Annotated in this window: 15 protein-coding genes and 1 tRNA gene; 12 read left to right on the forward strand and 4 right to left on the reverse strand. The window is 59.1% G+C overall.

The genetic code is table 11. The features are described 5' to 3' along the window. Nucleotides 1–8: 8 nt before the first annotated feature. A complete protein-coding gene (locus HMPREF2760_RS02675; RefSeq protein WP_070520569.1) occupies nt 9–749 on the reverse strand; it encodes a TVP38/TMEM64 family protein in 741 nt (246 codons plus the stop codon). Nucleotides 750–1,094: 345 nt separating this feature from the next. Between HMPREF2760_RS02675 and HMPREF2760_RS02680 the strand changes: the two genes are divergently transcribed. Next, nucleotides 1,095–1,766 carry a DedA family protein gene (locus HMPREF2760_RS02680; protein WP_185964743.1) on the forward strand — a complete coding sequence of 224 codons (672 nt, stop codon included), beginning with the start codon at nt 1,095–1,097 and terminating at the stop codon, nt 1,764–1,766. Between the two features lie 75 nt (nt 1,767–1,841). Here the strand turns inward: HMPREF2760_RS02680 and HMPREF2760_RS02685 are convergent. Then, a tRNA-Leu gene (locus HMPREF2760_RS02685) sits at nt 1,842–1,927 on the reverse strand. 210 nt (nt 1,928–2,137) lie between these two features. Between HMPREF2760_RS02685 and HMPREF2760_RS02690 the strand changes: the two genes are divergently transcribed. Both HMPREF2760_RS02690 and HMPREF2760_RS02695 read left to right on the forward strand, forming a co-directional pair. After that, nucleotides 2,138–2,701 (forward strand): YbhB/YbcL family Raf kinase inhibitor-like protein, encoded by a 564-nt coding sequence (locus HMPREF2760_RS02690; RefSeq protein WP_070520566.1) that lies wholly within the window; start codon nt 2,138–2,140, stop codon nt 2,699–2,701. A gap of 23 nt (nt 2,702–2,724) precedes the next feature. Further along, nucleotides 2,725–3,120, forward strand: coding sequence for a hypothetical protein (locus HMPREF2760_RS02695; protein ID WP_070520563.1), 396 nt, complete (start codon nt 2,725–2,727; stop codon nt 3,118–3,120). 45 nt (nt 3,121–3,165) lie between these two features. Here the strand turns inward: HMPREF2760_RS02695 and HMPREF2760_RS02700 are convergent, their stop codons facing one another. Both HMPREF2760_RS02700 and HMPREF2760_RS02705 read right to left on the reverse strand, forming a co-directional pair. Then, nucleotides 3,166–4,278, reverse strand: a complete 1,113-nt coding sequence (locus HMPREF2760_RS02700) for a quinone-dependent dihydroorotate dehydrogenase (RefSeq protein WP_070520560.1) — start codon at nt 4,276–4,278, stop codon at nt 3,166–3,168. Nucleotides 4,279–4,322: 44 nt separating this feature from the next. Then, nucleotides 4,323–5,360, reverse strand: a complete 1,038-nt coding sequence (locus HMPREF2760_RS02705) for an NHL repeat-containing protein (protein WP_070520557.1) — start codon at nt 5,358–5,360, stop codon at nt 4,323–4,325. Nucleotides 5,361–5,429: 69 nt separating this feature from the next. On the opposite strand from HMPREF2760_RS02705, the gene HMPREF2760_RS02710 reads away from it, so the two are divergent. The 9 genes from HMPREF2760_RS02710 to HMPREF2760_RS02750 all read left to right on the forward strand — a co-directional run bounded on the left by HMPREF2760_RS02710 (nt 5,430) and on the right by HMPREF2760_RS02750 (nt 15,009). Further along, a complete protein-coding gene (locus tag HMPREF2760_RS02710; RefSeq protein WP_198530948.1) occupies nt 5,430–6,281 on the forward strand; it encodes an undecaprenyl-diphosphate phosphatase in 852 nt (283 codons plus the stop codon). A 97-nt stretch (nt 6,282–6,378) separates the two neighbouring features. Then, a complete protein-coding gene (gene mshC, locus HMPREF2760_RS02715; protein ID WP_070520550.1) occupies nt 6,379–7,623 on the forward strand; it encodes a cysteine--1-D-myo-inosityl 2-amino-2-deoxy-alpha-D-glucopyranoside ligase in 1,245 nt (414 codons plus the stop codon). A 24-nt stretch (nt 7,624–7,647) separates the two neighbouring features. Beyond that, a complete protein-coding gene (locus HMPREF2760_RS02720) occupies nt 7,648–8,031 on the forward strand; it encodes a hypothetical protein (protein ID WP_070520547.1) in 384 nt (127 codons plus the stop codon). Beyond that, complete coding sequence (locus HMPREF2760_RS02725; RefSeq protein ID WP_070520544.1) at nt 8,032–8,757, forward strand: HAD family hydrolase; 726 nt, start codon at nt 8,032–8,034, stop codon at nt 8,755–8,757. A gap of 103 nt (nt 8,758–8,860) precedes the next feature. Next, nucleotides 8,861–9,124 (forward strand): phosphoribosyl-ATP diphosphatase, encoded by a 264-nt coding sequence (locus tag HMPREF2760_RS02730; RefSeq protein ID WP_070520541.1) that lies wholly within the window; start codon nt 8,861–8,863, stop codon nt 9,122–9,124. Nucleotides 9,125–9,182: 58 nt separating this feature from the next. Next, a complete protein-coding gene (gene hisG / locus HMPREF2760_RS02735; protein WP_070520538.1) occupies nt 9,183–10,028 on the forward strand; it encodes an ATP phosphoribosyltransferase in 846 nt (281 codons plus the stop codon). A gap of 91 nt (nt 10,029–10,119) precedes the next feature. Beyond that, nucleotides 10,120–11,652: an aspartate ammonia-lyase gene (gene aspA / locus HMPREF2760_RS02740; RefSeq protein WP_070520535.1), complete on the forward strand. Its 1,533-nt coding sequence runs from the start codon at nt 10,120–10,122 to the stop codon at nt 11,650–11,652. 309 nt (nt 11,653–11,961) lie between these two features. Beyond that, the gene (locus HMPREF2760_RS02745) at nt 11,962–13,269 is read left to right on the forward strand and encodes an anaerobic C4-dicarboxylate transporter (protein WP_070520532.1); all 1,308 of its coding nucleotides are present in this window, start codon (nt 11,962–11,964) and stop codon (nt 13,267–13,269) included. 72 nt (nt 13,270–13,341) lie between these two features. Then, a complete protein-coding gene (locus HMPREF2760_RS02750; RefSeq protein ID WP_070596582.1) occupies nt 13,342–15,009 on the forward strand; it encodes a formate--tetrahydrofolate ligase in 1,668 nt (555 codons plus the stop codon). Nucleotides 15,010–15,030: the final 21 nt, after the last annotated feature.

Raw genomic sequence — 15,030 nt, forward strand, 5'->3', positions numbered from 1 at the left:
CGCTCAGTCTACTCTTTGCGCTTGACTGGGCCACGCATTCCGGGGCCGAGCGGCAACCGCGTGTCTAGGATGAGACCAGCGATTCCCACTGCCGCAGCGATAAGGAAGCCGGCGATCGTGTAGGGGCTCATCGCTCCGGTGAGCGCATCCCCGAAGAAGACCCCGATGGCGGTGGTGGGAATCGAACCGATGAGTGTAGCGATGGCGAAGTGAGTCACCGAAATCGGCGTGAGCGCTGCAACATAGTTTAGTAAGGAAAACGGAACTCCGGCGACCATTCTCAATGACGCCACCGCTAGCCAACCCCGGCGCTCAAGCCGGGCATTGATTGCATATACCGCTTTGTGCGTGAGATGCGGGCGAATCCACTCACCAAGTAAGCCGCGGACGATAAGGAGAGAAATGGTGGCGGAGATAGTCAGCGCGACAAGGGAAACAGAAAGCCCAAGCCACGGGCCGAAAAGAAGGCCTGCCGCCAAAGTCCACACGGTCCGGGGAATAGGGAACTGGGTGAAGAAGATGTAGGCGCCCGTAAAAGCAACGACAAACCACGGCCCGAGTTGGTCTGACCACGTGCGGAGGGCGGCGAGTGAGGGGACGTCGACAAGCACGGCGAGTAGCATCAATGCCGCACCGGCAGCGACTACTGCCGTCCAACGTTTCCACGTCCAACGCTTGCAGCTTTGCCACGCAGCGCGGCCCAGAGACGCGAAGAAGTCCCCGACGCTGTGCACCCAACCTGTGTTCATAGAGATAGAAGTCTAGTGCCGAAGACGCCAAACCCCGCATTGAGTCCAAAGCATGGGAGAACGGCTAAAGACGAAGGCAGGAGACGGCTTGGCTGGCTGGGGAGCAGCTGAGAGCTGCACCTCAACTTACTGTTAAGCCGCGATTCGATGCATGAGTATTGCCTTGCACGCGGGATACTGAACAGCACTGCGCATCCGCAAGCATCTCTAGGTCCACTTCTATTGTGACCGTCTTAGCTAGTTTCACCTTTATTGTCTCTACGCCCTAGCTGCGGAGCGAATTCTTGATTCACTACCTACTTTTGGCGCCCGCCCTGGCGCCTGCATTTTTCTTTGGAGAGCATTATGGACTTTATCCACAACCTCACGTCTTATATGGACGCAGCCACCTTGCTCGAAGCCTTTGGGCCCTGGGTCATCGGTGGTATAGCCCTTGTCGTCTTCATCGAGTCCGGTGTGCTCTTCCCATTTCTTCCGGGTGATTCACTACTCGTAACTGCCGCGATTCTGCGCCATGAGCTCCAGGTCTCCCTGTGGGTACTCATTGCTGTAGGCATGATCGCCGCGATAGCTGGTGACCAGGTGGGGTACTGGATTGGGCACCGTTTTGGCCGTGGCCTGTTTAAGAAGGACGCACGGCTTCTCAAACTGGAGTATCTCAACACCGCCGAGGACTTCTTCCGCAAGCACGGCCCGCTTGCACTAGTGCTCGGACGATTCGTCCCAATCGTGCGGACCTTCATTCCGGTAGCCGCCGGCACGGCGAGAATGCGGTACAAGAAATTCATTGGATGGAATGTCAGCGGCGCAGTCGCTTGGGTGCTCTCCATGAATCTCGTTGGTGTCTTTCTCGGAAACATTCCGGGCATTGCTGACTCGATTGAGAAGATTATGCTGCTTATCATCGCGTTGTCGGTGGCGCCTATCGTCATCAAGGGCCTGCATAGCTACATCACGTCGAAGAAGAAGGCTACGGTAGTAGAGGAGACGGCACCTACTGCGGAATCGCACGCATAGACCCTAGACGCATGAAGAAGGCCCCGCGCCTCACATCATCATCTCTGACGGTGTGAAGCACGGGGCTTCGGTCTGTGCCCGAGGGGGGACTTGAACCCCCACGTCCGTTAATAGGACACTAGCACCTCAAGCTAGCGCGTCTGCCATTCCGCCACCCGGGCTAGGGTGTTTGTTCAGCCTCTCGGCTGGGCACTCGCATACTGTATCCCGAACCGGCATAACTTCACAAATCGCCACTTCAGAGCGGGTTTTCACTGTGTTCTTAAACGAGGAAAACACAACGATGAAAGTTGCGTATCCACTGCCACCTCCTGAGACAGTCGGGTAGTAAGCGGCAACGCGGCAGATAGCTTTCCGGTAGAAATGGATTTATGACTAGCAACACTTCACATTCCACTGCGAACTACGCTACCGACTCCCGTTTCCCCGGCCCAGACCCCTATACACCGTTGGGGGATGTCCCAGCTTTTACCATGACCTCGTCCGATATCGAGGAGGGAGCGGAGATCGCAGAGCGTTTCCGCGCACCTGAAAATGTCTCGCCCCAGCTGTCCTGGTCGGACGTGCCCGAAGGGACCAAGTCCTTTGCCGTCACGTGCTTTGACCCTGACGCGCCGACGGGGTCCGGCTTCTGGCACTGGGCTGCCTTCAACATCCCGGCCGACGTACGCGAGCTCCCCACAGGTGCAGGGGCCGCTGAGGATCTCGGACTCGAAGGCGTTATCAGCTTGCGCGGTGACTCTGGCCAGCGCGTCTATTACGGCCCCCAGCCGCCTGCTGGTCACGCCCCGCACCGCTACCTCTTCGCCGTTCACGCTGTCGACGTCGAACGCCTCGAGATCGACCCGGAGGCAACACCTACGGTCCTCGGCTTCAACCTTTATTTCCACACCCTCGGGCGCGCGATTACCTGGGGCTGGTACGAGGCCCACTAAGCGGCCCAATTACACTCATCACAATGAGTAAGAACCCGGACATCCCTCCCACATCCGACGGAGTAGAAATCCCCGCCGCCCTGCGCGTGGGCGGCGCTTTCATGTTGTTGGCTGCCGTGTTGGCGCTATTCGGGCTCGTGTCCATTTTCACCGACGGATGGGGCGCGACCTTCGAATGGACGTGGCGCCGCCTCGCCATCGTTGGTGCAGCCCTCCTCGTCGGCGCATTCAGTACCCAACGCCGCGATCAGCGTGGTAGCCGCGAACAAATCATTGCGCTGATTCTCGCGCTAGTGCTTATCATCGCCAGCCGCGCGCTGCCCAGTACGGTCCTTACAACGATGGGCCAATACGTCGTCTTCCTCTACGCAGTGGCGGCAGGGCTGTGCGCGGTTATCATCCGCCGCACGTTGCGCTAAACGCTGAAGCGCCCCGTGCGGCTGGCCCGAAAGCTCTTCGCCGGGCTAGTCAATCCATTCAAGACCAGAACCAATGGCCTCCGAGATATTGCTGAGGCGGTGAGCGTGGATCTGCTGGGCAATGCCGCGGTGGATGTCACGGATCCAATCCGGGCCGCCGTAAATCAAGCCGGTGTAGCCCTGCAACAGCGAAGCGCCTGCCGTGATGCGCTCCCATGCTTGCTCCGGGGTGGAGATTCCGCCCGCGGAAATAAGCACCAGGTCGTCTCCTACGCGGGCATGGAGGCGCTTGAGCACCTCTAAGGAACGCGCAGCCACTGGGGGACCCGACACGCCGCCTGCGCCCATGGCGGCAACCTCAGCAGAGGGGGTTTTCAAACCCTCGCGAGAAATGGTGGTGTTGGTAGCCACGATTCCCGCCAGCCCCACTTCAACGGCCATATCCGCCACGGCATCAATGTCCTCATCGCTGAGGTCTGGGGCAATCTTGACCAAGACCGGCGAGGACGTCGATTCCACCACGGCTTCCATGATGGGGCGCAGCGATTCCACTGCCTGCAAGTCACGCAGTCCCGGGGTATTAGGGGAGGACACGTTGACCACAACGTAGTCGGCCAAATCCCCGAGAACTGATGCGCACTGACGGTAGTCATCGACCGCGTGCTCAGCCTCGGTGACCTTATTCTTTCCGATATTGATGCCGATGACATCGTTGTAGCGGCGCTTCCGCAGGTTTCGTGCGGCCGCCAGCGCCCCTTCGTTATTGAAGCCCATGCGGTTGAGGATGGCCTTGTCTGCTTTGAGCCGGAACAACCGGGGAGCCGGGTTTCCCGGCTGCGGCTTCGGGGTGATGGTGCCCAGCTCCGCGTACCCAAAGCCGATGGGGGACCAGACGTCGGCTGCCGCCGCGTTCTTGTCAAAGCCTGCTGCTAGACCCAGCGGGCGCGGAAAGTGCACACCAAACACGTCTTGTTCAAGGACGGGATCGCTGACTGGCAGAGCTTTGCCCAGAGCTCGGTTGAAGGGGCCGGCCGATTGGAACACAGCCAACCCGCCGTTGATGATCCCGTGAATTCTTTCCGGGCTGAGCTTAAACATCCCCTTCAAGGCGGCTTGGTAAGCCACGTGGCGGGCGCGGTCAAGAGCGGAGTACTGCATGCATTGTCCTTTGGAAAGTTGAGGCTGAAGGGGGGACTGAAATACTAACGCGGGGATTTCGAGAGCTGTGGATCAGAAATGAATTGGAGCCCGTCGCCAGAAGCGGAGGCGGCGACGAGGGTGCCGTCGCCAAGCACGGCAATATTGCGCGCATCCGCCACCGTATCCATGGTGCCGACGTTCTCCGGGACACCCGCAGCGATGGTGTAGGCGTGGAGGAGGTTGTTGTCTGTAGTCGTCGCCCACGCTAGCTTGCGCCCGGCGTCCCAAGCCACACCCCACGGCGTGCCATCGGTATTGCCGTACTGGTGCAAGCGGATGACGTCGCTGGCGGTGTAAATGGCGATGCGCTTGCCGACGGTATCCGAAGCCACAACCACGGCGCCCTCGCCGCCTGCGATCTGACCTACACCCTGGCCCACGCGAAGGCGTCCTCCTGCGCGCTCCTTCTCCCAGTCCAGCGATTGAATCGTGGAGTCTTCCCTCAAGACACGGACGATGCCGTCGGCGCCATCCGGATTAGGCACGGAGATGAGCTGATCCGAGCCTGCTTCCACAGTGATGCCGGTAGTGCGTTCGCCGTCTAGGTACACGCCGATGGTGGTGGAGTCCTTCGAGCCAACGAAGACTTCGCCACTGGAGGCTTCCGCAGCCACCGTCACCGGTTGCTCCTCTTCCACAGCCAATTCCTGCGGGGAATCCGGCTTGAGCGGATCAATGAGCATAACGCTATCCCCGCACGCTAGAAGGAAGTGCTTCTCAGAAGCGGTGAGGTCACCACATTTCTCGCCCACGGTAACCTGCGCGGACTTTTTGCCTTCAAAGTCCGCAGCTGAACCTACCGCGAGCGAGTCCTCGGTGCGCACGGCGAGGATGTCGCCGACGGCTGCGAGGTCTGTCGCTGCATCGAATGGCACGACGTTACCCACCGGCTTCTCGGATGCCGGGGAGGACGCGGGCTCGGCCTTGCCATAGACCGCCGAGTCGGGGTCCCCGCCAACCCCGACCGTAGGATTACAGGCGGCAAGCGCGCATGCGCTGGAAAGGAGGGCAAAAGAAAGCAGGACTCGACGCGTTTTCACGATCCCTCATCCTAGCAGCCAGCGTGGTGGAAACAGGAAGCGATGGGACTCCCGAGTAGGCTATCGCGGGTGACTACAACAGCTACAACTGAAGCCATGACATGGCTGCAGGTCATCGTCCTGTCTCTTGTCCAAGGCCTCACCGAATTCCTGCCCGTGAGCTCGTCCGGGCACTTGCGCATCGTCTCCACTCTTTTCTGGGGACAGGATGCCGGTGCTTCCTTCACCGCTGTCATCCAGCTGGGCACCGAGCTAGCGGTGATTGTCTACTTCGCCGGGATGATTTGGCAGATCCTGAAAGGCTGGTGCGTGGGCCTCGTACACAAGGACCAGCGCGGTCAGGAATATCGAATGGGTTGGATGGTCATCGTTGGCTCAATTCCGATTGGCATCCTGGGAGTGCTGGGGAAAGACCTGATAAGGGATAATCTGCGCAACCTATGGATTACTGCTTCCATGCTCGTCCTGTTTTCCTTTGTGTTCATCCTGGCAGAGCGCGTGGGTAAGAAAACCCGCGGCTTCGACGAGCTCACGATGCGCGATGCCATCGTTATGGGACTATGCCAATGCCTAGCACTCATCCCTGGCGTCTCACGCTCCGGCGGCACCATCTCCGGTGGCCTCTTCCTCGGCCTCGACCGTGAGGTGGCCACGCGCTTTAGCTTTCTTTTGGCTATTCCGGCGGTGATGGCCTCGGGGCTGTTTTCGCTTGGCGACGCCTTCGGTCCCACCGTGGGACAATCCGCCACCGGCGCCCAATTACTCGTTGGCACGCTCATCGCCTTCGTTGTGGGCTATGCATCTATCGCCTGGCTGCTGAAGTTCGTGGGCAGCCACTCCTTCGAGTGGTTCGCCGCTTACCGCATCCCCGTCGGCCTGATCGTCATGCTCTTGCTGGGCCTTGGCGTGCTCGCCGCGTAGGTGGTGAGGAGGCGCAGCCCCGCAGCACCCTGCGATACATAGCCATGTGCCCGGCCATGCGCCCGCGTCGGAGGCAGCACACGTTAGGATTGTGGGCATGCAATCTTGGCCTGTCCCGCACATCGATTCCGTCCCTGGCGCTCCGTCGCCGCTTCACCTCTATGACTCCGCTGATGAAGCGGTAAAGAAGCTCGACATCAGTGGGGAGACTGCCACCATGTACGTCTGTGGCATCACCCCATATGATTCGACCCACCTGGGCCACGCCGCGACCTATCTGACCTTTGATCTGATTTACCGCCAGCTGCTGGATAACGGCTACAAGGTGAATTACGCCCAGAACATCACCGATGTGGATGATCCGCTCTTCGAGCGCGCGGAGCGCGATGGCGTGGATTGGCGCGAGTTGGGGACCTCCCAAATCAACCTTTTCCGCTCAGACATGGAGCTGCTCTCCGTGTTTCCTCCGCAGCACTTCGTTGGGGCGATGGAAGCCATCGACGAGATTACGGAGATGGTGCAGGCGCTTCTCGACGCAGGTGCGGCCTACGTCGTCGATGACCCCGACTATCCGGACGTCTACGCATCCATCGAGGCCACGAAGAACTTCGGCTACGAGTCGAATTACTCCCGCGAGCAAATGGAGACCTTCTTTGCCGAGCGCGGTGGCGACCCTGATCGCCCCGGCAAGCGCGATCCTCTTGACGCTCTGATTTGGCGCGCGCACCGTGAAGGCGAACCGGCCTGGGATTCGCCTTTTGGGCCGGGCCGCCCTGGATGGCACATTGAGTGCTCCGCCATCGCAACCAACCGGCTTGGCTCCAGCTTCGATATTCAAGGCGGCGGTTCGGACCTGAAGTTCCCGCACCACGAATTCTCCGCAGCGCACGCAGAAGCAGCGCTCGGCGTGGAGCGCATGGCGCAGTCCTATGTACACACCGGCATGATCGGCTTGGACGGAACCAAGATGTCCAAGTCTTTGGGCAACCTCGTGTTCGTCCACAAGCTCGTGGAGGCGGGCGTCGATCCCTCAGCGATACGCCTGGGTGTCTTCGCCGGCCACTACCGTGCCGACCGCGACTGGTCAGATGACGTTTTGCGCACTGCGCAGGAGCGACTCCAGCGATGGCGCGAAGCTTTAAGCCATCCGGGCACTGTGGAGGAGGTCAAGGAGGTCATTCAGCACCTGCGGTTGGCGTTGGCTGATGATCTCGATACTCCGCGCGCCATTGCGGTTCTCGATGAATGGGCGAAGAAGGCTCCAGAATCCGGGGAAGCAACAGAAGAGGCATCCGATTTGCTGCGCACCGCAGTTAATTCCTTGCTGGGCGTGCGCCTCTAGGTAACTTCAGGCATGATTTAGCTCATGACGATTCGTGCAGAATTCCAGCCCACCGTTGATGAGTTCATGTCCAACCTACAGTCCTTCGCTACCGGGGATTACCTCAAGGAAGAAGAAAAGGAGTTCTGGGAGGCCCCGTTTGATGCCGCGGTACTCCCACGCCTTCGCACTATCTTGGAGTCCTTCCTTGACGATATGGATAAGCTGCCGGATGACCCTGAAGGGTCACTCCTGAGCGCCGCGGTACGCCCCACCGTGGACAAGCTCGCGGCCTTCAACCAAGAAAACGCAGATGCAGTGCTGGAACCGGAGGAGAAGGAAGAGCTCACGGAGCTTATTCACTCCGCCTCTGCGGCAACCGGTGCGGACGATGAGGCACTCGCGCAGCTTCCGGAGCTGGACTTCTAAGTGACTGACCACGCAACTTCCGCTTTCACTACCCGTCCAGCAGCAATCTTTTGGGATATGGACGGCACACTGACCAACTCCGAGCCCCTGTGGGAAGAGGCCACTTTTTATCTCTCTGAAACACTGGGGCGCCGCTTAACACCCACGGAGCGCTTGGCCACGGTTGGCGCTACCTTCGAAGACACACTCAGCATCTGTGCGCACAAAGCAGGCGTTACGCTTCAGCCAGGAGATAACGAACGCTATCGTGCGCTCATGTTCGATTACGTCAGGTCCCTTTTTGCCCAACACCTGGAGATTTTCCCGGGGATTCCCGAGCTGCTCGACGAACTCAAGGGCCTGGGAATGCCGATGATCGTGACCACAAACACGGAACGATATGTGGCTGATTCCGCGATTGCGGCCTTAGGCCGCGAGTACTTCGTCGACACGATTTGCGGTGACGAAGTACCCCAAGGCAAACCTGCCCCCGATATGTATATCGAGGCGGCGCGTCGAGTGGGTGCCGATCCACGGGACTGCCTTGTATTTGAAGACTCTGCGGCAGGTATGCGCGCGGCTGTCGACGCCGGGTGCACCGTCATCGGACTGCCGGAGGGAGACCACGTCGCGGTGCCCGAGCAAGCCACCGAAATTACTGACCTCCGGGGCTCTGCTCACCGTCATCTGAAGGGGGCGACGGCGGCCAATGTTCACGAGTGGTTTAGCCGGTTGCGCGCCGACTAGACGTACCGATTTCAGTTGCGCATCATGTCAGCCGGCTTTGCGTAACTGAGAATTTCGGCCGACTAGCAGAATTTTATGCAGCGGTGTGGAAGAATAAACCACCGTGAAGAATTTTGAGAGCCTATTTGAGGAACTGTCCCAGAAGATCGCCGAACGCCCTGAGGGCTCCGGCACCGTGGAGTCTTTTGACAAAGGCATCCACCATCTGGGCAAGAAGATCATCGAAGAGGCTGGCGAAGTGTGGATCGCCGCGGAATACCAGTCTGATGAAGAGCTCGCTGAGGAGATGTCACAGCTGCTGTATTGGCTCCAGGTTATGGCCCATAAGCGTGGCCTGAAGCTCGAAGACATTTACACCTACCTTTAATCGGCCATAAAGCCGTCCCACCATTCACCGTATTCAGCGTAGAAAGCACCACACACTGATGATCAAAATCGCCGTCCCCAACAAGGGATCGCTGTCCGAGGCAGCCCTTGAAATCCTCAAGGAAGCCGGCTACAAGGGCCGCGGACACAGTAAATCGCTCAACGTCGTGGACGAGGAGAACGGAGTCGAGTTCTTCTTTCTGCGCCCAAAGGATATCGCTATCTACGTGGCACAAGGCGTCTTGGATCTGGGAATTACTGGTCGAGACTTAGCGCTCGATTCCCGCGCGAAATTCAATGAAGTTCTAGCACTCAATTTTGGCGGCTCGACCTTCCGTTACGCCGCACCAGCAGGGGAGCAGTGGGACGTCGCCAAGCTGCAAGGCAAGCGCATCGCCACGTCCTATCCCAACGTGGTGCGCGATCACCTCGCTGCCAATGGAATCGATGCAGAGGTTATCCGCCTTGACGGTGCAGTAGAGATTTCGATTCACCTTGGAGTCGCGGACGTCATTGCCGACGTTGTCTCCACAGGAGCCACCCTCCGCCAGCAGGGGCTTGAACCCTTCGGCGACCCCATCGTCTCCTCGGAGGCCGTGGTGATAAAGCGTGAGGGAGAAGACGTCACCGCTGATGAAAACGTTGTGCTTAGCCGCATTCGAGGAATCCTCAATGCGCGCCACTACGTCATGCTCGACTACAACGTGGCAGAAGAAAAGCTGCCAGACGTCGAGGCAGTGACCCCTGGGCTTACAGGACCGACCATCTCTCCCTTGGCCCGTGAAGGGTGGGTTGCCGTGCGCGTCATGGTTCCCCGCAAACTGGCCAACCAAGTTATGGACAGCCTCGAAGAGCTCGGGGCAGAGGCAATTCTTGCCTCGGATCTTCGGATTGCCCGCTTTTAGGGGGAGATTCCAAACATTTTATTCGGGCTCCTAGCTACGATGGGGACTGACCATCATCGTTCTTCGATTTTTATGCAAGGAGTCAGCCCCGATGGCAAAGACAACTAAGAAGGATGCACAAGCAGAGGCCAAAGAGACCAAGGATGTAAAGTCCCAGGTCGAAGAAAAGGCCACCAACAAGTCTTCGAAGTCCGCCTCTAGCAAGAAGACGCGTACTGAGACTGACCTTCTCGGCTCCCTGGAAGTTCCGAACGATGCGTACTACGGCGTTCACACGCTCCGCGCTATCGAAAACTTCCAGATTTCCTACGTGACCATCAACACCATCCCGGACTTCATCCGCGGCATGGTCCAGGTCAAGAAGGCCACCGCTATGGCCAACCGCCGCCTGCACGTTCTTCCGAAGAAGAAGGCAGAAGCAATTATCTGGGCTTGTGACCAGATTCTGGAAGAAGGCCGCTGCATGGACCAGTTCCCGCTGGATGTCTTCCAGGGTGGCGCTGGCACCTCGCTCAACATGAACACCAACGAGGTTGTGGCCAACCTGGCGCTCGAGCACCTCGGTGAGGAAAAGGGTGCCTACGACATCATCAACCCGAACGATGATGTCAACATGTCCCAGTCCACCAACGACGCGTACCCGACCGGCTTCCGTCTCGGCATCTACTACGCGATGGAGGACCTCATTGAGCGTATCGACGCGCTGCAGGCTGCATTCCACGCCAAGGGCAATGAGTTCGTTGACATCCTGAAGATGGGCCGCACCCAGCTGCAGGACGCAGTGCCGATGACCCTGGGTGATGAATTCAAGGCCTTCGCTCACAACTTGGCCGAAGAGCAGGCCATCCTGCGTGACGCCCAGAAGCGCCTGCTGGAGATCAACCTCGGCGCAACCGCCATCGGTACCGGCGTGAACACCCCGGCTGGCTACCGCCACCAGGTCACCGCAGCACTGTCTGAGGTGACGGGCCTTGAGATCAAGACCGCCCGCGACCTCATTGAAGCAACCTCCGACTGTGGCGCCTACGTGCTTCTGCACTCCACCATTAAGCGCGCAGCGATGAAGCTGGCCAAGATCTGTAACGACCTGCGCCTGCTGGCCTCTGGCCCGCGCGCCGGCCTGGCAGAGATCAACCTGCCACCGCGTCAGGCCGGTTCCTCCATCATGCCGGGTAAGGTCAACCCGGTTATCCCGGAGGTTGTCAACCAGGTCTGCTTCAAGATCTTCGGTAATGACCACGTAGTCACCATGGCTGCCGAGGCTGGTCAGCTGCAGCTCAACGTCATGGAACCGGTTATCGGTGAGGCACTGTTCCAGTCCATCCGCATCATGGGCAACGCCGTCGACACCCTGCGTGAGAAGTGCGTCGTGGACATCACGGCTAACGCTGATGTTTGCCGCGCGTACGTTGAGAACTCCATCGGTATCGTCACCTACCTGAACCCGTTCATTGGTCACCACAACGGTGACATGATTGCTAAGGAGTCCCTCAAGACCGGCAAGGGCGTCAAGGAGCTCGTTCTGGAGAAGGGCCTGCTCGATGAGGAGACCCTCAACAAGGTTCTGTCCGTTGAGAACCTCATGCACCCGGAGTTCCGCGGTCAGCTCTACATCGATGAATAAACCTTCGTCAGCACCAGTGTTGTAAATACGCTCTGCTGTTTCGTCCACGCCCGTACTGCCTCGCTGAAGGTGGTACGGGCGTTTGGCTGTTTTCAATCCGACTGATGCTGCCGACACCCTGGATACCCCGATGGGGGTGCAGTGGTTGGCATCGGTGTGTAAACGGACACAATCGGGCCTGGATTCTCGCCAAAGCCACATAAATAGGGCAGAATTAGAACTGTCAGTTGTCGCGCCCAGGTCGTGTACTGACCACAGCGCGAATTACCACCCATACTGCAGTTCACCTGCACATATTGGAGTTACATAATGGTTGTTGTGCACATCATTATCGTCCTTGCGGCGATTTATCTCGGTGCCCGAATTGGTTCGATCGGTATTGGTATGGCCGGCGGCTTGGGCGTTCTACTACTCGGCCTCACCGGTGTCCCCGTAACGCGTGAAGACATCCCCTTTGATGTCATTGGCATCATCATGACCGTGATCGCCGCCATTGCTGCCATGCAGCGTGCTGGCGGTATGGACTATCTGGTCTACCTTGCCGAAAAGTTTCTTCGCAAGAACCCAAAGAGGATCACGTTCTACGCACCTATCGTTACGTGGTTGATGACCGTTCTGGCAGGCACCGGCCACACGGCGTTCTCCACGCTCCCGGTTATCGTTGAGGTAGCGAAGGAAGGCAAGGTCCGTCCTTCCCGCCCGCTTTCGATTTCCGTCGTAGCCTCGCAGATGGCAATCTGTGCCTCACCTATTTCCGCAGCCGTTGTTCTGTTGGCTTCGCTGCTGGAGCCGATGGGCGTGGGCTATTTGCAGATCCTCGCGGTCCTTATTCCGGCTACGTTCCTCTCCATTTTCCCTGCCGCTTGGGTAGCAAACCGCTCGGGCGCAGAACTCGAAGATGACCCCGTTTACCAAGAGCGCAAGGCCCAGGGCTTGGTGAAGCTGCCGCAGGGTTCCCAGAACTACGCTCCGGCACAAGGTGCAAAGACCTCGGTCATCATCTTCCTAGTCGCCATCGTCATCGTGATGCTGTGGGCCACCCTTACCTCATCCCAGGTGGGTCTTATCGAGGAACCGACGCTGCCGCGTAACGAGGCCATCATGACAGTGATGCTCACCGCCGCAACACTCATCGTCATGGTCACCAAGGTCCCCGCCGGCGACGTTCTCAACACGCCTGTCTTCAAGTCGGGTATGTCCGCCTGTATCTGCGTGCTCGGTGTCGCATGGTTGGGTACCACGCTGATCAACCACTACATGGAGGACATCCAGGCCATCTCCGGGTCCATCATTGAGTCCGCCCCGTGGCTGCTGGCCATCGTGCTCTTCTTCGCTGCGGCGCTCCTGTACTCGCAGGCCGCAACCACTAAGGCTCTCATGCCGGCAGCCCTGGCCCTCGGCGTCAACCCGCTTACCGCAGTGGCTGCCTTCCCAGCAGTGTCCGCGCTGTTCATCCTGCCGACGTACCCGACCTTGTTGGCGGCCGTCGAAATGGATGACACTGGCTCGACTCGCATTGGCAAGGCTGTCTTCAACCACCCGTTCATCATTCCAGGCACTGTGAGCATCGTCTTGTCGGTCCTCCTGTGCTACGCCTTTGGCGCAGTCCTTATCTAGCATCACCTAGCATCATTTAGAAATAATTTGATGTTGCTTAGCGCGCTTCTTTAGCGCGCTAAGCTGGAGAGCATGACTACGCAACCTTCTGATGTTGATATTGCTCAAGCTCACCAGCTCGAACCGATTACGGATATTGCTGCACGCGCAGGCATTCCGGAGACGGCTCTTATTCCTTATGGGCAAAGCAAAGCCAAAGTGGATATCACTCGAGTTGGGGATACTCCCGCAGATGGCAAGTTGGTCCTCGTCACCGGCGTCTCACCGACGCCAGCTGGCGAGGGTAAATCTACTGTTCTTATCGGCTTGACCGACGCCCTCACGCAGCTGGGCAAGAAGGCTATCGTCGCCCTTCGCGAGCCTTCCCAGGGCCCTGTCATGGGCATCAAGGGAGGCGCCGCGGGTGGCGGCTACTCTCAGGTTGTCCCAATGGAGGACATCAATCTCCACTTCACCGGTGACTTCCACGCTATCGCCGCGGCCACCAACACCTTGGCCGCCATCATCGATAACCACATCCACCAGGGCAATGCGCTCAACATCGATCCGCGCCGCATTACCTGGCAGCGCTGCGTTGACGTCAATGACCGTGCCCTGCGCCACGTTGTTACCGGGCTCGGTGGCCCCGCCCACGGCGTGCCGGGGGAGACTGGGTTCACCATTACGGCGGCGTCGGAAATCATGGCCATCCTCGGCCTCGCAACCGACTTGGCAGACCTAAAGAAGCGTCTCGGTGACATCAATGTGGGCTACACCTACGACCAAAAGCCAGTAACCGCCCGCGAATTGGGCGCAGAAGGCGCACTAACAGCGCTCATGCGTGATGCCCTGAACCCTAACCTGGTCCAGACCCTGGGCGGCACCCCTGCCTTCGTCCATGGCGGCCCCTTCGCCAATATCGCTCACGGCTGCAACACGCTGCTGGCAACCCAGACTGCGATGCGCTTCGGTGACATTGTCCTCACGGAGGCAGGCTTCGGCGCGGATCTCGGCGGCGAGAAATTCATGGACGTCAAGTCCCGCTTCGGTGATCTTGACGTCGCCGGTGCCGTCGTTGTTGCGACTATCCGCTCCCAGAAGTACAACGGCGGACAGCCCCGCGAGGAACTCACTACCGAAAACCTGGAGGCGCTAAAGAAGGGCGTGGTGAACCTCGAGCGCCACGTTGAGAACGTGCGCAAATTTGGCCTCAAGCCAGTGGTCGCTCTCAACCTCTTCTGGAGCGATACCGAGGCCGAGCGCGAGTTCATGCGCCAGTGGGCCGCCGATTTCGACGTCGCGCTCGAAGAAGCAGAAGTGTGGGCCAAGGGCGGAGCGGGAGCAACAGCGCTGGCTGAGCGCCTTCTGGAGAGTCTTTCCGAGGGTAACTCCCACCAGCTCTATGATCCCGCTGAGGGCATCGAGGCCTCCATCGACACCATTGCTAGGGAAATCTACCGCGCCGAGCGGGTGGAGTACTCGTCTAAGGCGCTGAAGGATTTGAAGTACATCAAGGACAACGGTTGGGAGGAGTTCCCAGTCGTGATCTCGAAGACTCAATATTCCTTCTCGGATGATCCGAGCCAGCTCGGCGCCCCGGAAGGCCACGTCCTTCATGTCCGCGAGCTGCAGCCCCGCACAGGCGCTGGCTTCATCGTGGCGCTGACCGGCGACGTCATGACCATGCCGGGTCTACCGAAGAAGCCCGCGGCCAACAACATCGATGTTGCTGCGGATGGTTCCATCTCTGGCCTGTTCTAAGCCGCGGCGCGCTCTTCGGGG

It is taken from the genome of Corynebacterium sp. HMSC065D07 (assembly GCF_001810695.1).
GTDB lineage: Bacteria > Actinomycetota > Actinomycetes > Mycobacteriales > Mycobacteriaceae > Corynebacterium > Corynebacterium hesseae.